General features: G+C 56.3%; 29 protein-coding genes. 27 read left to right on the top strand and 2 right to left on the bottom strand.

Translation table 11 applies throughout. From position 1 onward, the window contains the following. Nucleotide 1 precedes the first annotated feature (1 nt). Nucleotides 2–436 (bottom strand): NUDIX hydrolase, encoded by a 435-nt coding sequence (locus tag H1Y61_RS12545; protein WP_180572794.1) that lies wholly within the window; start codon nucleotides 434–436, stop codon nucleotides 2–4. Between the two features lie 10 nt (nucleotides 437–446). Then, nucleotides 447–740, bottom strand: a complete 294-nt coding sequence (locus tag H1Y61_RS12540) for a hypothetical protein (RefSeq protein WP_015915734.1) — start codon at nucleotides 738–740, stop codon at nucleotides 447–449. A 679-nt stretch (nucleotides 741–1,419) separates the two neighbouring features. On the opposite strand from H1Y61_RS12540, the gene rpsL reads away from it, so the two are divergent. From rpsL to H1Y61_RS12405, 27 genes are all read left to right on the top strand, one after another. Further along, the gene (gene rpsL, locus H1Y61_RS12535) at nucleotides 1,420–1,791 is read left to right on the top strand and encodes a 30S ribosomal protein S12 (protein WP_003507760.1); all 372 of its coding nucleotides are present in this window, start codon (nucleotides 1,420–1,422) and stop codon (nucleotides 1,789–1,791) included. Nucleotides 1,792–1,873: 82 nt separating this feature from the next. Further along, nucleotides 1,874–2,344, top strand: coding sequence for a 30S ribosomal protein S7 (gene rpsG / locus H1Y61_RS12530; RefSeq protein ID WP_015915736.1), 471 nt, complete (start codon nucleotides 1,874–1,876; stop codon nucleotides 2,342–2,344). Nucleotides 2,345–2,378: 34 nt separating this feature from the next. Beyond that, the gene (gene fusA / locus H1Y61_RS12525; protein ID WP_015915737.1) at nucleotides 2,379–4,478 is read left to right on the top strand and encodes an elongation factor G; all 2,100 of its coding nucleotides are present in this window, start codon (nucleotides 2,379–2,381) and stop codon (nucleotides 4,476–4,478) included. A gap of 71 nt (nucleotides 4,479–4,549) precedes the next feature. Continuing rightward, a complete protein-coding gene (tuf, locus tag H1Y61_RS12520; RefSeq protein ID WP_015915721.1) occupies nucleotides 4,550–5,725 on the top strand; it encodes an elongation factor Tu in 1,176 nt (391 codons plus the stop codon). Nucleotides 5,726–6,046: 321 nt separating this feature from the next. After that, entirely contained in the window at nucleotides 6,047–6,355 is a 309-nt protein-coding gene (rpsJ, locus tag H1Y61_RS12515) for a 30S ribosomal protein S10 (protein ID WP_006728688.1), read from the top strand. A gap of 171 nt (nucleotides 6,356–6,526) precedes the next feature. After that, the gene (gene rplC / locus H1Y61_RS12510; protein WP_015915738.1) at nucleotides 6,527–7,168 is read left to right on the top strand and encodes a 50S ribosomal protein L3; all 642 of its coding nucleotides are present in this window, start codon (nucleotides 6,527–6,529) and stop codon (nucleotides 7,166–7,168) included. Between the two features lie 12 nt (nucleotides 7,169–7,180). Further along, a complete protein-coding gene (gene rplD / locus H1Y61_RS12505; protein ID WP_015915739.1) occupies nucleotides 7,181–7,801 on the top strand; it encodes a 50S ribosomal protein L4 in 621 nt (206 codons plus the stop codon). Further along, the gene (locus H1Y61_RS12500) at nucleotides 7,798–8,091 is read left to right on the top strand and encodes a 50S ribosomal protein L23 (RefSeq protein ID WP_015915740.1); all 294 of its coding nucleotides are present in this window, start codon (nucleotides 7,798–7,800) and stop codon (nucleotides 8,089–8,091) included. Before rplD ends, H1Y61_RS12500 begins: the two co-directional genes overlap by 4 nt. 11 nt (nucleotides 8,092–8,102) lie before the next feature. Further along, nucleotides 8,103–8,939 carry a 50S ribosomal protein L2 gene (gene rplB / locus H1Y61_RS12495; RefSeq protein ID WP_015915741.1) on the top strand — a complete coding sequence of 279 codons (837 nt, stop codon included), beginning with the start codon at nucleotides 8,103–8,105 and terminating at the stop codon, nucleotides 8,937–8,939. 15 nt (nucleotides 8,940–8,954) lie between these two features. Continuing rightward, on the top strand, nucleotides 8,955–9,233 hold the full coding sequence (gene rpsS, locus H1Y61_RS12490) for a 30S ribosomal protein S19 (protein ID WP_015915742.1): 279 nt from the start codon (nucleotides 8,955–8,957) through the stop codon (nucleotides 9,231–9,233). A 2-nt stretch (nucleotides 9,234–9,235) separates the two neighbouring features. Continuing rightward, nucleotides 9,236–9,625 (top strand): 50S ribosomal protein L22, encoded by a 390-nt coding sequence (gene rplV / locus H1Y61_RS12485; RefSeq protein WP_015915743.1) that lies wholly within the window; start codon nucleotides 9,236–9,238, stop codon nucleotides 9,623–9,625. After that, a complete protein-coding gene (gene rpsC, locus H1Y61_RS12480; RefSeq protein WP_041696471.1) occupies nucleotides 9,625–10,338 on the top strand; it encodes a 30S ribosomal protein S3 in 714 nt (237 codons plus the stop codon). The genes rplV and rpsC overlap by 1 nt, the downstream gene beginning before the upstream one ends. 37 nt (nucleotides 10,339–10,375) lie before the next feature. Beyond that, complete coding sequence (gene rplP / locus H1Y61_RS12475; protein ID WP_015915745.1) at nucleotides 10,376–10,789, top strand: 50S ribosomal protein L16; 414 nt, start codon at nucleotides 10,376–10,378, stop codon at nucleotides 10,787–10,789. A 10-nt stretch (nucleotides 10,790–10,799) separates the two neighbouring features. Then, nucleotides 10,800–11,000, top strand: coding sequence for a 50S ribosomal protein L29 (rpmC, locus tag H1Y61_RS12470; protein WP_015915746.1), 201 nt, complete (start codon nucleotides 10,800–10,802; stop codon nucleotides 10,998–11,000). Nucleotides 11,001–11,015: 15 nt separating this feature from the next. Continuing rightward, nucleotides 11,016–11,252 (top strand): 30S ribosomal protein S17, encoded by a 237-nt coding sequence (rpsQ, locus tag H1Y61_RS12465; RefSeq protein ID WP_015915747.1) that lies wholly within the window; start codon nucleotides 11,016–11,018, stop codon nucleotides 11,250–11,252. A gap of 233 nt (nucleotides 11,253–11,485) precedes the next feature. Next, nucleotides 11,486–11,854, top strand: a complete 369-nt coding sequence (rplN, locus tag H1Y61_RS12460) for a 50S ribosomal protein L14 (RefSeq protein WP_015915748.1) — start codon at nucleotides 11,486–11,488, stop codon at nucleotides 11,852–11,854. A gap of 15 nt (nucleotides 11,855–11,869) precedes the next feature. Further along, complete coding sequence (gene rplX, locus H1Y61_RS12455; RefSeq protein WP_015915749.1) at nucleotides 11,870–12,178, top strand: 50S ribosomal protein L24; 309 nt, start codon at nucleotides 11,870–11,872, stop codon at nucleotides 12,176–12,178. Beyond that, the gene (gene rplE / locus H1Y61_RS12450; RefSeq protein ID WP_015915750.1) at nucleotides 12,171–12,728 is read left to right on the top strand and encodes a 50S ribosomal protein L5; all 558 of its coding nucleotides are present in this window, start codon (nucleotides 12,171–12,173) and stop codon (nucleotides 12,726–12,728) included. The genes rplX and rplE overlap by 8 nt, the downstream gene beginning before the upstream one ends. A 33-nt stretch (nucleotides 12,729–12,761) precedes the next feature. Then, nucleotides 12,762–13,067, top strand: coding sequence for a 30S ribosomal protein S14 (gene rpsN / locus H1Y61_RS12445; protein WP_015915751.1), 306 nt, complete (start codon nucleotides 12,762–12,764; stop codon nucleotides 13,065–13,067). A 12-nt stretch (nucleotides 13,068–13,079) separates the two neighbouring features. Further along, complete coding sequence (rpsH, locus tag H1Y61_RS12440; RefSeq protein ID WP_015915752.1) at nucleotides 13,080–13,478, top strand: 30S ribosomal protein S8; 399 nt, start codon at nucleotides 13,080–13,082, stop codon at nucleotides 13,476–13,478. A gap of 42 nt (nucleotides 13,479–13,520) precedes the next feature. Continuing rightward, on the top strand, nucleotides 13,521–14,054 hold the full coding sequence (gene rplF, locus H1Y61_RS12435) for a 50S ribosomal protein L6 (protein ID WP_015915753.1): 534 nt from the start codon (nucleotides 13,521–13,523) through the stop codon (nucleotides 14,052–14,054). A 12-nt stretch (nucleotides 14,055–14,066) separates the two neighbouring features. Further along, nucleotides 14,067–14,429 (top strand): 50S ribosomal protein L18, encoded by a 363-nt coding sequence (gene rplR, locus H1Y61_RS12430; RefSeq protein WP_015915754.1) that lies wholly within the window; start codon nucleotides 14,067–14,069, stop codon nucleotides 14,427–14,429. A 145-nt stretch (nucleotides 14,430–14,574) separates the two neighbouring features. Continuing rightward, the gene (gene rpsE / locus H1Y61_RS12425) at nucleotides 14,575–15,144 is read left to right on the top strand and encodes a 30S ribosomal protein S5 (RefSeq protein WP_015915755.1); all 570 of its coding nucleotides are present in this window, start codon (nucleotides 14,575–14,577) and stop codon (nucleotides 15,142–15,144) included. Between the two features lie 11 nt (nucleotides 15,145–15,155). Continuing rightward, nucleotides 15,156–15,359, top strand: coding sequence for a 50S ribosomal protein L30 (gene rpmD / locus H1Y61_RS12420; protein WP_015915756.1), 204 nt, complete (start codon nucleotides 15,156–15,158; stop codon nucleotides 15,357–15,359). Between the two features lie 16 nt (nucleotides 15,360–15,375). After that, nucleotides 15,376–15,855: a 50S ribosomal protein L15 gene (rplO, locus tag H1Y61_RS12415; protein ID WP_180572793.1), complete on the top strand. Its 480-nt coding sequence runs from the start codon at nucleotides 15,376–15,378 to the stop codon at nucleotides 15,853–15,855. Nucleotides 15,856–16,196: 341 nt separating this feature from the next. Further along, on the top strand, nucleotides 16,197–17,537 hold the full coding sequence (gene secY / locus H1Y61_RS12410) for a preprotein translocase subunit SecY (RefSeq protein WP_015915758.1): 1,341 nt from the start codon (nucleotides 16,197–16,199) through the stop codon (nucleotides 17,535–17,537). After that, nucleotides 17,534–18,184, top strand: a complete 651-nt coding sequence (locus tag H1Y61_RS12405) for an adenylate kinase (protein WP_015915759.1) — start codon at nucleotides 17,534–17,536, stop codon at nucleotides 18,182–18,184. The genes secY and H1Y61_RS12405 overlap by 4 nt, the downstream gene beginning before the upstream one ends. Nucleotides 18,185–18,245: the final 61 nt, after the last annotated feature.

Genomic DNA, 18,245 nt, shown 5'->3' with positions numbered 1-18,245 from the left:
TCTAAGGAAGCAGGGGCAGGGCGGCGCCATGCTCATAGCCTAGCCGCTGGCTCGCCTCATCTCGGGTTAACCAGAAGAAGGAAAAACGCACCGGAGCATCACCGCCGTGAGGCGTTGTTTCGCTGTGAAACCAGCTCTGCGGATAGAGAGTGTGAAGCAAAGGCAGGTGGAAAAAATGGCGCTTGTGGTGAATGGAAACGCCATCTCGAACATCCCGATAACAGACAGAAGTCAGAAAGCGGGGAGGCGAGAGACAGGCAAAGCCCGTCTCCTCTTCGAATTCACGACAAGCCGCAGCGCTGGGGCTTTCACCGTGTTCAACGGTGCCACCTGGCACCTGCGGTAGAATATGTGGAAAATCCGGCTCATCGAAGACCAAGAGCCGGTCGCGGTCGGCGGCATAGACAAGGACCTTTTCAATGACATGTCCTGTCATTCATGCTCACTCAGTTGAAGCGGATGATTGCCACTTCGCCTTCGAGTGCGCCCTGATATGCCGAGGCATGCGGCTCGTCTGACGGAGGCTCGGTCACCATTCCGATCTGGTCCAGGTCGGCTTCCAGAAAGCCTTCCTCGGCCAGTGCATTCAAAGCCTCGCGCACGGCGGAATCGTCATCGGGTGCGCTCAGAAGAATATGCAGGTCAATGCCTTCGGTGCCCGTTTCTTCATAGGCCTTGGCAATGATGATGAAGACCATCGGTCCGTCCGAATTATTGTCATTGTCAGGGGTCGAAATCATCAGTCGGTCCTTATGACGGGTCGCCTTTCTTCTGGCTCGAGACAGGCGAGCCGCCAGGTGACCGCGATAGCAACGGTTAGAAAGCCTTGTAGCCGGGAATCGTTTCGGCACAATAACCTAATCGATAATTTCATCGTTATAGAGCGATCCGCCGCCGTCAAGCTGAAGGCTGGATGGAAATCCCAAAACACCTAGCTTCATGTGCAAAACCCGCCGTTTGGCAGCTATGAAAACGATTCTTCTATCGCAGGATGAAAATCGGCATCGCCAAGGTCGGAATTGGCCGATGACAATTGCATAATCGACCGAAACCCGTCATAACCGCAAATAGGCCGGGACCAAAGCGGCCACAGGGCTTTGGAGAGCTATTAATTTTGCGCCATGGCTTGACGGAACGGGGTGAAAACAGTAGTACGCCCCGCATCGGAGCCAATGCACGGTTATGATTTTCAGGACATATTGTTCTGAAGTTTGCCCCAGGCTTAGGATCCAAACGCACTTTGAAGACATGAATGCTGCACGCATGACGCAGTCGCATGCGTCCTCTGCTTTTTGTGGTCCATCCGGAAGTCCGGATCGGGCCACATTCGCGCATGGCGAAAATTGTGCGAGCGCCGCCGGAAACGGCACAAACGGGCCTGAAAAGGCTCAAGTGACAAGAATTATAAGGGATGGTTCTATGCCTACCGTAAATCAGCTGATCCGCAAGCCGCGTCAGGCGCAGGTAAAGCGCAACAAGGTTCCTGCCTTGCAGGAAAATCCACAGAAGCGCGGCGTTTGCACCCGCGTTTATACAACGACCCCGAAGAAGCCGAACTCGGCTCTGCGTAAGGTTGCCAAGATCCGTTTGACCAATGGCTTCGAAGTCATTGGCTACATTCCGGGTGAAGGCCACAACCTGCAGGAACACTCTGTCGTCATGATCCGTGGCGGCCGCGTCAAGGACTTGCCGGGCGTTCGTTACCACATCATCCGTGGTGTTCTCGATACCCAGGGTGTCAAGAACCGTAAGCAGCGCCGTTCCAAGTATGGTGCAAAGCGTCCGAAGTAAGTCGGAAGCCTTCTTTGAAATTCAGCGCTGCGCGAGGTTCTCCGCGTGATAAAGCGTTCTAACCGTTGAGAGACGAAGTAAAATGTCCCGTCGCCATAAAGCAGAAAAGCGTGAGATCAACCCGGACCCAAAGTTCGGTGATCTGGTCGTCACCAAGTTCATGAACGCCATCATGTTGCACGGCAAGAAGTCCGTTGCTGAAAGCATCGTCTACGGTGCCTTCGATGTCGTTGAAGCCAAGTCCAAGGCAGAGCCGATCGCAATCTTCCATCAGGCGCTTGAAAATGTTGCCCCGCATGTTGAAGTCCGCTCGCGCCGCGTTGGTGGTGCAACATACCAGGTCCCCGTCGACGTCCGTCCGGAGCGCCGTCAGGCGCTCGCCATTCGCTGGCTGATCATCGCCGCCCGCAAGCGCAACGAGACCACCATGGTCGATCGTTTGTCAGGCGAATTGCTTGATGCGTCCAACAATCGCGGCAGCGCTGTCAAGAAGCGTGAAGACACGCACAAGATGGCCGACGCTAACCGCGCCTTCTCGCATTACCGCTGGTAATCTTAGACGATCGAATATCGAAAGGCAGTCCACTATGGCTCGCGAATATAAAATCGAAGACTACCGCAATTTCGGGATCATGGCGCATATCGACGCCGGCAAGACCACGACGACTGAGCGGATTCTCTACTACACCGGCAAGTCGCACAAGATCGGCGAAGTTCATGATGGCGCAGCCACGATGGACTGGATGGAGCAGGAGCAGGAGCGTGGTATCACCATCACCTCTGCTGCGACCACGACCTACTGGAAGGGTCGCGATGGCAAGATGCGCCGTTTCAACATCATCGACACCCCCGGCCACGTTGACTTCACGATTGAAGTAGAACGTTCGCTTCGGGTTCTCGACGGCGCTATCGCGCTCCTCGATGCCAACGCAGGCGTTGAGCCGCAGACGGAAACTGTTTGGCGTCAGGCTGAAAAGTACAACGTTCCGCGGATGATCTTTTGCAACAAGATGGACAAGACCGGCGCTGACTTTTACCGTTCGGTAGAAATGATCAAGACGCGTCTCGGTGCCACCGCTGTTGTTATGCAGTTGCCAATCGGCGCTGAGACAGAGTTCAAGGGCGTTGTTGACCTGATCGAGATGAACGCTCTCGTTTGGCGCGATGAATCTCTGGGCGCGGCTTGGGACGTTACTGAAATCCCTGATGACCTGAAGGAAAAGGCCGTTGAATATCGCGAAAAGCTGATCGAGACCGTTGTCGAGATCGACGAACAGGCGATGGAAGACTACCTGAACGGCATCATGCCTGATAATGACAAGATCCGCGCTCTCGTTCGTCAGGGTACGATTGAAGTCAAGTTCCATCCGATGTTCTGCGGTACTGCCTTCAAGAACAAGGGCGTTCAGCCTTTGCTCGACGCTGTTTGCGAGTATCTTCCTTCTCCGCTCGATATCCCTGCTATCAAGGGTATCGATGTTAAGACTGACGGTGAAATCGAACGTCATCCTGATGACGCCGAGCCTTTGTCGATGCTGGCGTTCAAGATCATGAACGACCCCTTCGTCGGTTCGCTGACATTCTGCCGTATCTACTCCGGCAAGCTCGAAAAGGGCGCGTCGGTCATGAACACGGTCAAGGAAAAGCGCGAACGCGTTGGCCGTATGCTCCAGATGCATTCCAACAGCCGTGAAGACATCGAAGAAGCCTTTGCAGGCGACATCGTTGCCCTGGCTGGCCTGAAGGAAAGCACCACGGGCGATACGCTCTGCGATCCCCTGAATCAGGTTATCCTGGAGCGCATGGAATTCCCCGAGCCGGTCATTCAGATCGCCATCGAGCCGAAGACCAAGGGCGACCAGGAAAAGATGGGCCTCGCGCTCAACCGTCTTGCTGCTGAGGATCCGTCCTTCCGCGTCAAGACTGACCAGGAATCTGGCCAGACGATCATCGCAGGCATGGGTGAACTTCACCTCGACATCATCGTTGACCGTATGCGTCGTGAGTTCAAGGTAGAAGCAACTGTCGGCGCGCCGCAGGTTGCCTATCGCGAAACCATTACGCGTCAGCACGAAGAAGACTACACTCACAAGAAGCAGTCTGGTGGTACGGGTCAGTTCGCCCGCGTCAAGATCATCTTCGAACCCAATCCTGAAGGTGATGAGTTCAAGTTCGATTCGAAGATCGTCGGTGGCTCTGTTCCCAAGGAATACATCCCTGGCGTTCAGAAGGGCATCGAAAGCGTTCTGTCGTCCGGCCCGCTGGCTGGCTTCCCGATGCTCGGCGTCAAGGCGACGCTCATCGACGGTGCTTACCACGATGTCGACTCGTCGGTTCTGGCCTTCGAAATCGCCTCGCGGGCTTGCTTCCGTGAAGCAGCCAAGAAGGCTGGTGCTCAGCTGCTTGAGCCGATGATGAAGGTGGAAGTCGTAACGCCGGAAGATTACGTCGGTGACGTGATCGGCGACCTGAACTCCCGCCGTGGTCAGATCCAGGGCCAGGAAAGCCGTGGTATCGCCGTTGTCATCAACGCGCATGTGCCGCTGGCCAACATGTTCAAATACGTCGACAACCTGCGCTCCATGAGCCAGGGTCGCGCTCAGTACTCGATGGTGTTCGACCACTATTCGCCCGTTCCGAGCAATGTCGCTGCCGAAATTCAGGCAAAGTACTCCGGTCAGAAATGATCGGGGTAACCCGCCGGAACTGATAACAGGAATTTCCCCCTTCATGGGGATGAGATAATGGAGAGCCGAAAATGGCAAAGAGTAAGTTTGAGCGCAACAAGCCGCACGTTAACATCGGCACGATCGGCCACGTTGACCACGGCAAGACGTCGCTGACGGCAGCAATTACGAAGTATTTCGGTGAATACAAGGCGTATGACCAGATCGACGCCGCTCCGGAAGAAAAGGCCCGTGGGATCACCATTTCGACGGCGCACGTCGAATATGAAACGCCTGCCCGTCACTACGCTCACGTTGACTGCCCCGGCCACGCCGACTACGTCAAGAACATGATCACCGGTGCAGCGCAGATGGACGGCGCGATCCTGGTTTGCTCGGCAGCTGACGGCCCGATGCCGCAGACCCGCGAGCACATTCTTCTGGCGCGCCAGGTTGGCGTTCCCGCCATCGTCGTGTTCCTGAACAAGGTTGACCAGGTTGACGACGAAGAGCTTCTGGAGCTGGTCGAACTGGAAGTGCGCGAACTTCTGTCGTCCTACGACTTCCCGGGCGACGATATTCCGATTGTCAAGGGTTCGGCTCTTGCTGCTCTGGAAGACAGCAACAAGAAGATCGGCGAAGACGCGATTCGCGAACTGATGGCGGCAGTTGACTCCTACATTCCGACGCCTGAGCGCCCGATTGACCAGCCGTTCCTGATGCCAATCGAAGACGTGTTCTCGATCTCTGGCCGTGGTACGGTTGTGACGGGTCGCGTTGAGCGTGGTATCGTTAAGGTTGGCGAAGAAGTCGAAATCGTCGGCATCCGCGCGACCTCGAAGACGACCGTTACCGGCGTTGAAATGTTCCGCAAGCTGCTCGATCAGGGCCAGGCTGGCGACAACATTGGTGCCCTGGTTCGCGGCGTACAGCGCGATGGCGTTGAGCGTGGCCAGATCCTGTGCAAGCCCGGTTCGGTTAAGCCGCACAAGAAGTTCATGGCAGAAGCCTACATCCTGACGAAGGAAGAAGGCGGCCGTCATACACCGTTCTTCACCAACTACCGTCCGCAGTTCTACTTCCGCACGACGGACGTTACCGGTATTGTTTCTCTGCCGGAAGGCACGGAAATGGTTATGCCTGGTGACAACGTGACGGTTCAGGTTGAACTGATCGTTCCGATCGCCATGGAAGAAAAGCTGCGCTTCGCGATCCGCGAAGGTGGCCGCACCGTCGGCGCCGGCATCGTCGCTTCGATCATCGAATAAGACGTCTTCATACAGAGGAAGAAGCGCGGCATTCAATGCCGCGCTTCTTTATTTCCGGGAATCAGTTGACGAATTGACGGGGACGTTGTATGCCCCCGCCACGAACAAGGAAGAGCAGCGTATCGCTCCTCTTTCCTCTGGCTCTGCTAAGTTTCGCGACCCGATCTTGGGTTGCACTGGTAGGGCCCCTGATGCAGTAAGGTGACATGGACGTCGAACCGTCCTTGTGATTTTTGACAATACGGGGCCGGCCAGAAATTGGTAATTCACTGTCTTTGCGTGAGCGGGGACGTTTAAGAAAAACGAATAAGGACACGTCGAATGAACGGCCAGAATATCCGTATCCGCCTGAAGGCGTTTGATCACCGGGTTCTCGATGCCTCTACGCGGGAGATCGTTTCTACCGCCAAGCGCACCGGTGCAAGCGTCCGCGGCCCGGTTCCGCTTCCGACCCGTATTGAAAAATTCACCGTCAACCGTTCGCCTCACGTCGACAAAAAGAGCCGCGAACAGTTTGAAATGCGCACGCATAAGCGTCTGCTGGACATCGTTGATCCGACTCCGCAGACCGTCGATGCTTTGATGAAGCTCGACCTGGCAGCTGGCGTAGACGTCGAAATCAAGCTTTAAAAACCAATTCCGGCGAGAGCCGAAATAACAAGGAAGGTACGTGGCAAGACCTGCCAACGACTTCTCGAAACGGGAAACCTGAAAGTCTGGAAGGACTGGAAAGGAATCCTTAAACAAAGAGGCGGGCAAGGGCCGTAGGGCCCTTGTTTTACTCTCAAGAGGAATGAACCGATGCGTTCAGGTGTGATTGCACAGAAAGTGGGAATGACCCGGGTCTATAATGACGCCGGCGAGCATGTCCCGGTAACAGTACTACGCTTGGATAACTGCCAGGTCCTGGCTCAGCGGACTGTCGATAAGCACGGCTACACTGCCGTTCAGCTCGGCGCCGGTCAGGCCAAGGTCAAGAATACATCCAAGGCAATGCGCGGCAATTTTGCCGCTGCAAACGTCGAGCCCAAGGCTAAGCTCGTCGAATTTCGCGTTTCCGAAGACAACCTCATGGATGTCGGCTCCGAGCTGAAGGCTGGTCATTTTGAAGCCGGTCAGTTGGTTGACGTGACCGGTACCACGATCGGTAAGGGGTTTGCCGGTGCCATGAAGCGCCACAATTTCGGTGGTCTTCGTGCAACCCACGGCGTGTCCGTCTCACACCGTTCACACGGTTCGACCGGTTCCAACCAGGATCCGGGTAAGGTGTGGAAGGGCAAGCGTATGGCCGGTCACATGGGTCAGACCCGCGTCACCACCCAGAATCTGGAAGTCGTTTCGACCGATGAAGATCGTGGCCTTATCCTGGTGAAGGGCGCTGTGCCCGGTTCCAAGGGTTCCTGGATCATCGTGCGCGACGCCGTCAAGTCGGCAGCGAAGTAAGGGAGCCAAACCATGGAACTCAACGTCAAAACCCTCGAGGGGACGGATGCCGGTACGGTTTCCCTGTCCGACGCCATTTTCGGCCTCGAACCTCGTCAAGATATCATTGCTCGCATGGTGCGTTGGCAGCTTGCCAAGAAGCAGCAGGGCACACACAAGACCAAGACCCGTGCCGAAGTATCGCGCACCGGTGCCAAGATGTACAAGCAGAAGGGTACGGGCCGCGCTCGTCACCATTCGGCTCGCGCTCCGCAGTTCCGCGGCGGCGGCAAGGCCCATGGCCCGGTTGTTCGCAGCCACGAGCATGATCTTCCCAAGAAGGTTCGCGCGCTCGCCCTGCGTCACGCTCTGTCTGCCAAGTTCAAGGCTGACGAACTGATCATCGTCGATCAGCTTGTCGCTGCCGATGCCAAGACCAAGGCCGCCGTTGGCGTGTTCGAAGCTCTCGGGCTGAAGAATGCGCTGGTGATCGGTGGCGTCGAACTCGACGTCAATTTCAAGCTCGCTGCCGCGAACATCCCGAATATCGATGTTCTGCCGGTTCAGGGCATCAACGTTTATGACATTCTGCGTCGCGGTAAGCTCGTGCTTTCCAAGGCTGCGGTTGAAGCTCTGGAGGAGCGGTTCAAATGACTGATCTTCGCCACTACGACGTGATCGTATCTCCATCGATCACCGAAAAGTCCACGCTGGTTTCCGATTTTAACCAGGTGGTCTTCAACGTCGCCCGGACTGCTTCCAAGCCTGAAATCAAGGCTGCCGTCGAAGCACTGTTCGGTGTCAAGGTCACAGCTGTGAATACGCTGCTCCGCAAGGGCAAGACTAAGCGTTTCCGCGGCTTCGCCGGTAAGCAGAAGGATGTGAAGAAGGCGATCGTTACGCTCGCCGAGGGTCAGTCCATCGACGTCTCCACCGGTCTCTGAGGAACAGAAAAATGGCATTGAAAAATTTCAATCCGACAACCCCGAGCCAGCGTCAGCTGGTCATCGTTGACCGGTCGGGCCTCTACAAGGGCAAGCCTGTCAAGTCGCTGACCGAGGGTCTGTCTTCGAAGGGCGGTCGCAACAATCTCGGTCGCATCACCGTTCGCTTTCAGGGCGGCGGTCACAAGCGCACCTATCGTCTGGTGGACTTCAAGCGTCGCAAGTTTGACGTAGAAGGCACTGTCGAGCGTCTGGAATACGACCCGAACCGTACGGCGTTCATCGCGCTCATCACCTATGCAGATGGCGAGCAGGCCTATATCCTGGCTCCGCAGCGTTTGGCAGCTGGTGACAAGGTGATCGCATCGGATAAGGCTGTCGACGTCAAGCCCGGCAACGCTATGCCGCTGCAATACGTCCCTGTCGGCTCTATCGTTCACAATGTCGAGCTGAAGCCCGGCAAGGGTGGTCAGGTTGCCCGGTCCGCTGGTGCTTACGTTCAGCTGGTCGGCCGCGATGCCGGCATGGCTATCCTGCGCCTCAGCTCGGGTGAACAGCGCCTGGTGCATGGCACTTGCCTTGCAACGGTCGGCGCCGTGTCGAACTCCGACCACGGCAACATCAATGACGGCAAGGCTGGTCGTTCGCGTTGGCGCGGTAAGCGCCCGCACGTTCGCGGTGTCGTCATGAACCCAGTTGACCACCCGCACGGCGGTGGTGAAGGCCGCACCTCCGGTGGCCGTCATCCGGTTTCCCCTTGGGGTAAGCCGACCAAGGGCAAGCGTACGCGGTCGAACAAGTCCACAGACAAGTTCATCATGCGTTCCCGCCACCAGAAGAAGAAGTAAGAGAGGTAGTCAGAGATGGCTCGTTCAGTATGGAAAGGCCCCTTCGTTGACGGCTACCTTCTTAAGAAGGCTGAAAAAGTTCGCGAAAGCGGTCGTAGCGAAGTGATCAAGATGTGGACCCGTCGGTCCACGATCTTGCCCCAGTTTGTCGGTTTGACGTTCGGCGTCTATAACGGCAGCAAGCATATCCCGGTCAGCGTCAACGAAGACATGGTTGGCCATAAATTCGGTGAATTCGCTCCGACCCGGACCTATTACGGTCACGGTGCGGACAAGAAAGCGAAGAGGAAGTAACGATGGGCAAGGCAAAAGCCGAACGCCGGCTGAAGGATAACGAGGCGCAGGCCGTTGCGCGCACGCTCCGCGTCAGCCCTCAGAAGCTCAACCTGGTTGCAGCTTTGATCCGTGGCAAGAAGGTTGACCGCGCTCTGGCCGACCTGACATTCTCGCGCAAGCGCATTGCAGATACAGTGAAGAAGACACTGGAATCAGCTATTGCAAACGCTGAGAACAACCACGACCTCGACGTCGATCAGTTGATCGTCGCCGAAGCCTATGTTGGTAAATCGATCACCATGAAGCGTTTCCACGCTCGTGGCCGTGGCCGCGCATCGCGCATTGAAAAGCCATTCTCGCATCTGACGATTGTCGTGCGCGAAGTCGAAGCCAAAGGGGAGGCCGCATAATGGGTCAGAAAATCAATCCAATCGGTTTCCGCCTGGGCATTAACAGGACCTGGGATAGCCGTTGGTTCGCCGACAACGCTGAATATGGCAAGCTTCTTCATGAAGACCTGAAGATCCGCGCCTATTTGATGGATGAGCTGAAGCAGGCCGGTATCGCCAAGGTGGTTATCGAGCGTCCGCACAAGAAGTGCCGCGTCACGATCCACTCGGCGCGTCCGGGCCTGATCATCGGCAAGAAGGGTGCAGACATCGAAAAGCTTCGCAAGAAGCTTTCCGAGATGACCAATTCCGAAACGCACCTCAACATTGTTGAAGTGCGCAAGCCGGAAGTCGATGCAACGCTGGTCGCTCAGTCGATCGCCCAGCAGCTCGAGCGCCGTATCGCGTTCCGTCGTGCGATGAAGCGCGCCGTACAGTCCGCCATGCGTCTGGGTGCCGAAGGCATCAAGATCACCTGCGCTGGCCGTCTCGGTGGTGCCGAAATCGCTCGTACGGAATGGTACCGCGAAGGTCGCGTGCCGCTTCATACGCTGCGTGCCGATATCGATTACGGTGTAGCGGAAGCTACAACCGCTTATGGTATTTGCGGCATCAAGGTCTGGATCTTCAAGGGCGAAATCCTTGAGCATGATCCAATGGCCTCCGAGCGCCGGGCGCTGGAAAGCGACGCCCAAGGCGGCAACAACAACAACCGTCGTCGCGAGAACGCCTGATTAGGCGCGCCCGGAGAAAAGTTCGGAGAATAGATAAATGTTGCAGCCAAAGCGTACCAAGTACCGCAAGCAGTTCAAGGGACGCATCAAGGGCGTTGCCAAGGGCGGTTTCGACCTGGCGTTCGGTGAATTCGGCCTGAAGGCTCTTGAGCCCAACCGCGTGAATGCACGCGAGATCGAAGCGGCTCGCCGCGCGATCACGCGCTACATGAAGCGCGCAGGTCGTGTGTGGATCCGGGTATTCCCCGATGTGCCGGTAACGGCAAAGCCTACCGAAGTCCGTATGGGTAAGGGTAAGGGCTCTGTTGAATACTGGGCATGCAAGGTCAAGCCCGGCCGTATGATGTTCGAGATCGACGGTGTGTCCGAGGAAATCGCCCGCGAGGCGCTGCGTCTCGGCTCGGCCAAGCTCTCGGTGAAAACGCGCTTCGTACAGCGCATTGCAGAGTAAGGATCAAGCCATGAAAGCCGCAGATGCACGCGCCATGAGCGCTGATCAGTTGAAGGATGAGTTGGGCAACCTGAAGAAAGAGCAGTTTAACCTGCGCTTCCAGAAGGCAACTGGCCAGCTTGAAAAGTCCTCGCGCATCAACGAAGTCCGCAAGGACATCGCCCGCGTGAAAACCATTGCCCGCCAGAAGGCGGCAGAAGCCAAGGCCTAAAGGACCAGAAGAACAATGCCGAAACGCATTCTGCAGGGCGTCGTGGTCAGCGACAAGAACGAGAAGACCGTTGTAGTTCGGGTTGAGCGTCGATTCGCTCACCCGCTGCTTCAGAAGACCGTTCGTCGCTCGAAGAAATACAAGGCTCACGACGAGAGCAACCAGTATAAGATTGGTGACGTGGTTTCCATTGAGGAATGCGCACCGATTTCCAAGGACAAGTGCTGGACGGTCGTTTCCGCCCAGGCTTAATTTGCAGAGAAATGGGGGAGGCCACTTGCGCCTTTCCCAAAAATCTGTAGAAGCACCGCAACGGCGCAAGAACGCTCCATCGAGAGCGTTCTTTTGCTTTGAGCGCAGGGAAGGTCCTTTTTAAGGAAACCACCTTGGCAAGATCCTCCTCCGCTCGAAAAGACATAAAGATCCATAAGCCGGAATAGGGGGCATCGCCCAACCGTTCCGGTATAACGAGAAGGCGACCTGACATGATTCAGATGCAGACTAACCTCGACGTTGCCGATAATTCCGGCGCGCGTCGTGTCATGTGCATCAAAGTGCTGGGCGGTTCTAAGCGCAAATACGCTTCGGTCGGCGACATTATCGTCGTTTCGATCAAGGAAGCTATTCCGCGCGGCCGCGTGAAAAAGGGTGATGTGATGAAGGCCGTGGTGGTTCGCACCGCCAAGGACATCCGTCGCGCCGACGGCAGCGTCATCCGCTTCGATAACAACGCAGCCGTTCTTATCGACAACAAGAAAGAGCCAATCGGCAGCCGTATCTTCGGACCGGTTCCGCGCGAACTTCGCGCTAAGAACCACATGAAGATCATCTCGCTGGCTCCTGAAGTTCTTTAAGGGGAGCGATTGACGATGCAAAAGATTCGTAAGGGCGACAAGGTCGTCGTACTCACCGGCAAGGACAAGGGTCGTTCTGGTGAAGTCATTCAAGTGATGCCGAAGGAAGACCGTGCGGTCGTTCAGGGGATCAACGTCGTAAAGCGCCACCAGCGCCAGACGCAGACCCAGGAAGCCGGTATCATCAACAAGGAAGCCTCTGTGCACCTTTCCAACCTTGCTATTGCAGACAAGGACGGCAAGCCGACTCGCGTTGGTTTCTCCGTTGTCGATGGCAAGAAGGTTCGCGTTGCCAAGCGTTCGGGGGAAGTGATCGATGGCTGAGACCAAGTATGAGCCACGGCTCAAGGCAGAATATGTAAGCCGCATTCGTCAGGCGCTTCGGGAACAGTTTTCCTACGCCAACGAAATGCAGATCCCGAAGCTTGACAAGATCGTCATCAACATGGGCGTGGGCGAGGCAACTGCCGACTCCAAGAAGCCCACGGTTGCTGCCGCGGATCTGGCGGCGATTGCTGGTCAGAAGCCGGTCATCACCCGGGCTCGTAACTCTATCGCTGGTTTCAAGGTCCGCGAAGACATGCCGATTGGCGCAAAGGTTACCCTGCGCGGCGCTCGCATGTATGAGTTCATGGACCGTCTGATCAACATCGCGCTTCCGCGCGTTCGCGACTTTCGGGGCTTGAACCCGAAGAGCTTTGACGGCCGTGGCAACTTCGCCATGGGCATCAAGGAACACATTGTGTTCCCAGAGATCAACTACGACAAGGTTGATCAGATGTGGGGCATGGACATCATCGTTTGCACGACGGCTCCCACGGATGACGAAGCACGGGCTCTTCTAAAAGAGTTCAACTTCCCCTTCCGTCAATAACCGTAACGACGAGCGTAGAAGAGGAACTTCAATATGGCGAAGACAAGCGCAGTTGAAAAGAACAAGCGCCGCCGCAAGACAGTTGCCCAGCAATCCGCCAAGCGCGCTGAGCTGAAGGCAATCATCATGAACCAGTCCCTGTCGATCGAGGACCGTTTCAAGGCAACCCTGAAGCTGGCCGAAATGCCGCGTGATGGCTCCAAGACCCGCATCCGTAACCGTTGCGAAGTCACCGGTCGTCCGCGTGCATTTTATCGCAAGCTCAAGATGTCGCGTATCGCACTTCGTGAGCTTGGCAATTCCGGCAAGGTGCCGGGTATTGTAAAGTCGAGCTGGTAAGGAGACGGGCAAATGACGATGACTGATCCGTTGGGCGATATGCTCACCCGTATCCGGAATGGTGCTGCCCGCCGTAAGGCTTCGGTGGTTACTCCGGCTTCCAAGCTGCGTGCGCGCGTTCTGGATGTTCTTCAGGCTGAAGGCTACATTCGTGGCTATTCTGAAATCGACCATGGTAACGGCAAGGCCGAGATCACGATCGAACTGAAATATTATGAAGGCGCGTCGGTGATCCGTGAGATCGGCCGCGTGTCCAAGCCGGGCCGCCGAGTCTATGTCTCGGTTAAGTCCATTCCGCAGGTCGCGAACGGTCTCGGCATTACCATCCTTTCGACTCCGAAGGGCGTAATGGCCGATCACCAGGCTCGCGAACAGAATGTTGGTGGCGAGGTTCTCTGCTCTGTCTTCTAAGACAGCGCAGAGATCTCCCTAGCGAACAGACAGGATAATCACATGTCTCGTATCGGTAAAAAGCCCGTTCAGGTTCCTGCAGGGATCACGGCCTCGGTTGATGGCCAGAAAGTAACTGCCAAGGGCCCGAAGGGCGAACTCTTCTTCGTCGCAAATGACGAAATCTCGGTTGCGCTTGAGGACAATGCAATTGTCGTCAAGCCAGTCAACGACTCCAAGGATGCGCGTTCAAAGTGGGGCATGTCCCGCACGATGATCGAAAACATCCTGAAGGGTGTCAAGGACGGCTACGAGCGCAAGCTCGAAATCAACGGCGTTGGTTACCGCGCATCTTTGCAGGGCAAGAACCTGCAGCTGGCGCTCGGTTTTAGCCACGACGTTGTGTATGAGCCGCCGCAGGGCATCACTATCGCCGTTCCGAAGCCGACGGAAATCGTGGTTTCCGGGATCAACAAGCAGCAGGTCGGTCAGGTCGCTGCCGAGATCCGCGAATATCGCGGCCCCGAGCCCTATAAGGGCAAGGGCGTCAAGTATGCCGAAGAGCGGATCGTCCGCAAAGAAGGCAAGAAGAAGTAAGGAACGCGCGAAATGGCAAGCAGAAAAGAAGCACTTGTACGTCGTGCCAACCGCGTACGGCGTCAGATCAAGGCGGTGGCCAATGGCCGTCCGCGTCTGTCGGTACATCGCTCTTCGAAGAACATCTACGTCCAGGTTATCGACGACGTGGCCGGCCGCACGCTGGCTGCTGCATCGACCCTCGATGGCAGCCTGCGCTCTTCGCTGAAGACCGGCGCCGACACAGCAGCAGCCGCTGCTGTTGGCAAGCTGGTCGCCGAGCGTGCTGTTGCCGCTGGTGTGAAGGAAGTCGTGTTCGATCGCGGCGCCTTCATCTATCATGGCCGCATCAAGGCACTGGCAGAAGCCGCCCGCGAAGGTGGTCTGTCGTTCTAAGGAATAGCCGCCCGGATGCGTGTGTATCCGGGCGGTTTCGCGGCTTTGCCGCATAGACCGGAAAGAGCCTGACCCGTTAGGAGAGGGTCTTATTCAAGATTGTAATCTGCCGATTGCACCCGGAAAAGAAAAAAGGAAAAGGACAATGGCACAAGAAAAGCGTGGTTCGCGGGACGACCGTCAGAACCGTGAAGAGCGCGATAGCGAATTTGTCGACAAGCTGGTCGCCATCAATCGCGTCGCTAAGGTCGTCAAGGGCGGCCGTCGTTTTGGTTTCGCTGCTCTCGTCGTCGTCGGCGACCAGAAGGGTCGCGTTGGCTTCGGTCATGGCAAGGCACGAGAAGTGCCGGAAGCGATCCGCAAGGCAACCGAATCTGCCAAGCGCGACCTGATTTTCGTACCGCTGCGTGATGGCCGTACGCTGCATCATGACGTTCATGGTCGTCACGGCGCCGGCAAGGTGCTTCTGCGGTCTGCTAAGGCTGGTACCGGTATCATCGCTGGTGGTCCGATGCGCGCCGTTTTCGAAACGCTCGGCATGCATGACGTGGTTGCTAAGTCGACCGGTTCGTCGAACCCTTACAACATGGTTCGTGCAACGTTCGATGCGCTGAAGCACCAGGTTCATCCGAAGGACGTCGCTGCACAGCGTGGCCTGAAGTATGCGACCTTGCAGGCTCGTCGTGCCGCGTCCGGCAACGGTTCTGAAGAATAAGGAGCTGGACAATGGCCAAGAACACTGAAGCCCAGAAGACGATCACGGTCGAGCAGATCGGTTCGCCTATTCGCCGCCCGGCTGTACAGCGCCAGACGCTTATCGGCCTGGGTCTCAACAAGATGCATCGGGTCCGCACGTTGGAAGATACGCCTTCGGTTCGTGGCATGATCCGTGCTGTCCAGCATCTCGTTCGCGTCGTCGACGAGAAGTGAGACGGAGGAAACTGTCATGAAACTGAATGAAATCAAAGACAATGAAGGCTCCAGTAAGGACCGTATCCGCGTTGGTCGCGGTATCGGTTCCGGCAAGGGCAAGACCGGTGGCCGTGGCGTCAAGGGTCAGAAGGCGCGTTCGGGCGTTGCCGTCAATGGCTTCGAAGGCGGCCAGATGCCGATCTATCGCCGCCTGCCGAAGCGTGGCTTCAACAACATCTTCGCTTCCGAATTCACGACCGTTTCGCTCGGTCGGATTCAGACAGCGATCGATGCCGGCAAGCTCGACGCTTCCGCCACCATCGATGCAGCAGCTCTCAAGGCTGCTGGCGTGATTCGCCGCCTTAAAGACGGTGTTCGCGTCCTCGGTGACGGTGAATTGACGACGAAGGTAACGATTGAAGTTGCCGGCGCTTCCAAGCCAGCGGTCGAAAAGATCGAAAAGGCGGGCGGCACGATCAAGCAGCTGTCAGCTACTGCGGAAAAGTCGGAATAATCGATTAATATTATCGCCCGGGGTGCTTCACACCGGGCGATTTTTCTACCATATGTGTGCCTCGCGACCCATTGGCGGCTCCTGTGTCGCTTTCTCCCCAAATCATCTTGGTTTGGGGAGAAAGCGACACAGCACTTTTTGAGTGATAAAGCAGCTTTCGTGTGTTTGAAAAAATGCACAGCGCTTTATGTTCCGTCTTCCGGGAATTTCGGAAACAGAGGGAGAGGCATCTGGTTGCACTGCAATCGCTCCGCCCCCGGTTTTCTGCGAGAGAGAACGAACTTTACCTTCGGCAGGCTGTCCATCGTCAAGCCGCCGTATATGGTGACGCGGAGAATTTTATGGCTTCTGCAGCGGAACAATTGGCCTCGAACCTGAACTTTTCAACCTTTGCGAAGGCAGAGGATTTGAAAAAGCGCATCTGGTTCACGCTGGCCGCCCTTCTTGTCTATCGTCTAGGTACCCATATTCCGCTGCCTGGCCTCAACCCCGAGGCCTATGCGGCTGCCTTTAAAGGCCAGTCCGGTGGTATTCTGGGACTGTTCAACATGTTTTCCGGTGGCGCGGTGCAGCGCATGGCTATTTTCGCCCTCGGGATCATGCCCTATATTTCCGCTTCGATTATCGTCCAGCTGATGACATCAGTTGTTCCCTCGCTTGAAAACCTCAAGAAGGAAGGTGAGCAGGGGCGCAAGATCATCAATCAATATACCCGCTACGGCACTGTTCTGCTCGGCACGCTTCAAGCCTATGGCATTGCGGTTGGGCTGGAGCACGGCAATGGCTTGGTGACCGATCCTGGCTTGTTCTTCCGGCTGTCTACCGTCGTAACGCTGCTGGGCGGCACGATGTTCCTGATGTGGCTCGGCGAGCAGATCACCTCGCGCGGTATTGGTAACGGTATTTCGCTGATTATCTTCGCGGGTATTGCCGCTGGTCTGCCGACTGCTCTTGCTGGTACGTTGGAGCTTGGCCGCACCGGGGCTTTGTCCACAGCTTTGATCCTGACGGTGATTCTGGTGGCGATTGGCGTGATTGCGCTCATCGTGTTCTTCGAGCGCGCCCAGCGCCGCTTGTTGATCCAGTATCCGAAGCGTCAGGTCGGCAATCGGATGTTCCAGGGCGACACCTCGCATCTGCCACTGAAGCTGAACACCTCGGGTGTAATTCCCGCGATCTTCGCGTCGTCGCTTTTGCTGCTGCCGGCGACTGCCGCTGGCTTCACCGGTGGCTCAACGCTGCCGGCCTGGGCGACCACCATCATCAGCGCGCTTGGCCATGGCCAGCCTGCCTATATGGTGCTCTATGCGCTGCTGATCGGTTTCTTTGCATTCTTCTATACGGCCATTGTTTTCAATCCGAAGGACACGGCCGACAATCTTAAAAAGCATGGCGGCTTCATTCCAGGGATTCGTCCCGGCGAGCGCACGGCTGAATATATCGATTATGTGCTGACGCGAATCACCGTTGTTGGCGCTATTTACCTTGTCTTCGTCTGTATCCTTCCCGAAATTTTGGTTTCTCAGACCGGGGTGCCCTTATCCCTTGGTGGTACGTCGCTTTTGATTGTTGTCAGCGTTACCCTGGATACGGTAGCACAGGTACAGGGTCACCTGATTGCTCAGCAATATGAGGGGCTGATCAAGAAATCGAAGTTGCGTGGAGGAAAGAGGGGACGATGAGGTTAATTCTATTGGGGCCTCCGGGTGCGGGTAAAGGCACGCAGGCCCAGAGGATCGTCGACAAGTACGGTATTCCGCAACTATCGACGGGGGATATGCTGCGGGCGGCTGTGTCGGCTCAGACTGAGGTCGGTAAGCGCGCCAAGGCGGTGATGGATGCCGGAAAGCTTGTCTCGGACGATATCGTCATCGCGATTGTATCCGAGCGCATCGATCAGGATGATTGCAGCAATGGCTTCATTCTCGATGGGTTTCCGCGGACGCTGATCCAGGCGGATGCTACGGAAAAGATGCTTGCGGTTAAGGGCCTTGAGCTTTCTGCTGTGGTTGAAATCAGGGTCGAAGATGAAATCCTGGCGGATCGAATCGCTGGCCGTTATACCTGTGCCAATTGCGGGACGGGTTATCATGATGAAAATCTCAAGCCGAAGGTGGAGGGGGTTTGCGATAAATGCGGATCGACTCACTTCAAACGTCGTCCCGATGACAATCGCGATACGGTAAAGACCCGTCTGCAGGCCTATTATAAGGAGACTTCTCCTCTGATTGGCTATTACTACGCCAAGGGAAAGCTCCATTCTGTCGACGGTATGGCCGAAATCGACCAGGTTACGGCGGAAATCGAGACGGTCTTGTCCGGTCTCTGACCGGATATCCATGAAATTCTTTAGCGGAACGGTTGCTTTTCGTCACTGATTCCGCTAGATA

The sequence above is a fragment of the Agrobacterium vitis genome (genome assembly GCF_013426735.1).
Lineage (GTDB): Bacteria > Pseudomonadota > Alphaproteobacteria > Rhizobiales > Rhizobiaceae > Allorhizobium > Allorhizobium vitis_D.
This window is presented reverse-complemented; position numbering and strand designations above follow the sequence as displayed.

Coding starts and splice junctions, on each gene's coding strand:
- H1Y61_RS12545 (WP_180572794.1), bottom strand. CDS start 436: ATGACAGGACATGTCATTGAAAAGGTCCTTGTCTATGCCGCCGACCGC.
- H1Y61_RS12540 (WP_015915734.1), bottom strand. CDS start 740: ATGATTTCGACCCCTGACAATGACAATAATTCGGACGGACCGATGGTC.
- rpsL (WP_003507760.1), top strand. CDS start 1,420: ATGCCTACCGTAAATCAGCTGATCCGCAAGCCGCGTCAGGCGCAGGTA.
- rpsG (WP_015915736.1), top strand. CDS start 1,874: ATGTCCCGTCGCCATAAAGCAGAAAAGCGTGAGATCAACCCGGACCCA.
- fusA (WP_015915737.1), top strand. CDS start 2,379: ATGGCTCGCGAATATAAAATCGAAGACTACCGCAATTTCGGGATCATG.
- tuf (WP_015915721.1), top strand. CDS start 4,550: ATGGCAAAGAGTAAGTTTGAGCGCAACAAGCCGCACGTTAACATCGGC.
- rpsJ (WP_006728688.1), top strand. CDS start 6,047: ATGAACGGCCAGAATATCCGTATCCGCCTGAAGGCGTTTGATCACCGG.
- rplC (WP_015915738.1), top strand. CDS start 6,527: ATGCGTTCAGGTGTGATTGCACAGAAAGTGGGAATGACCCGGGTCTAT.
- rplD (WP_015915739.1), top strand. CDS start 7,181: ATGGAACTCAACGTCAAAACCCTCGAGGGGACGGATGCCGGTACGGTT.
- H1Y61_RS12500 (WP_015915740.1), top strand. CDS start 7,798: ATGACTGATCTTCGCCACTACGACGTGATCGTATCTCCATCGATCACC.
- rplB (WP_015915741.1), top strand. CDS start 8,103: ATGGCATTGAAAAATTTCAATCCGACAACCCCGAGCCAGCGTCAGCTG.
- rpsS (WP_015915742.1), top strand. CDS start 8,955: ATGGCTCGTTCAGTATGGAAAGGCCCCTTCGTTGACGGCTACCTTCTT.
- rplV (WP_015915743.1), top strand. CDS start 9,236: ATGGGCAAGGCAAAAGCCGAACGCCGGCTGAAGGATAACGAGGCGCAG.
- rpsC (WP_041696471.1), top strand. CDS start 9,625: ATGGGTCAGAAAATCAATCCAATCGGTTTCCGCCTGGGCATTAACAGG.
- rplP (WP_015915745.1), top strand. CDS start 10,376: ATGTTGCAGCCAAAGCGTACCAAGTACCGCAAGCAGTTCAAGGGACGC.
- rpmC (WP_015915746.1), top strand. CDS start 10,800: ATGAAAGCCGCAGATGCACGCGCCATGAGCGCTGATCAGTTGAAGGAT.
- rpsQ (WP_015915747.1), top strand. CDS start 11,016: ATGCCGAAACGCATTCTGCAGGGCGTCGTGGTCAGCGACAAGAACGAG.
- rplN (WP_015915748.1), top strand. CDS start 11,486: ATGATTCAGATGCAGACTAACCTCGACGTTGCCGATAATTCCGGCGCG.
- rplX (WP_015915749.1), top strand. CDS start 11,870: ATGCAAAAGATTCGTAAGGGCGACAAGGTCGTCGTACTCACCGGCAAG.
- rplE (WP_015915750.1), top strand. CDS start 12,171: ATGGCTGAGACCAAGTATGAGCCACGGCTCAAGGCAGAATATGTAAGC.
- rpsN (WP_015915751.1), top strand. CDS start 12,762: ATGGCGAAGACAAGCGCAGTTGAAAAGAACAAGCGCCGCCGCAAGACA.
- rpsH (WP_015915752.1), top strand. CDS start 13,080: ATGACGATGACTGATCCGTTGGGCGATATGCTCACCCGTATCCGGAAT.
- rplF (WP_015915753.1), top strand. CDS start 13,521: ATGTCTCGTATCGGTAAAAAGCCCGTTCAGGTTCCTGCAGGGATCACG.
- rplR (WP_015915754.1), top strand. CDS start 14,067: ATGGCAAGCAGAAAAGAAGCACTTGTACGTCGTGCCAACCGCGTACGG.
- rpsE (WP_015915755.1), top strand. CDS start 14,575: ATGGCACAAGAAAAGCGTGGTTCGCGGGACGACCGTCAGAACCGTGAA.
- rpmD (WP_015915756.1), top strand. CDS start 15,156: ATGGCCAAGAACACTGAAGCCCAGAAGACGATCACGGTCGAGCAGATC.
- rplO (WP_180572793.1), top strand. CDS start 15,376: ATGAAACTGAATGAAATCAAAGACAATGAAGGCTCCAGTAAGGACCGT.
- secY (WP_015915758.1), top strand. CDS start 16,197: ATGGCTTCTGCAGCGGAACAATTGGCCTCGAACCTGAACTTTTCAACC.
- H1Y61_RS12405 (WP_015915759.1), top strand. CDS start 17,534: ATGAGGTTAATTCTATTGGGGCCTCCGGGTGCGGGTAAAGGCACGCAG.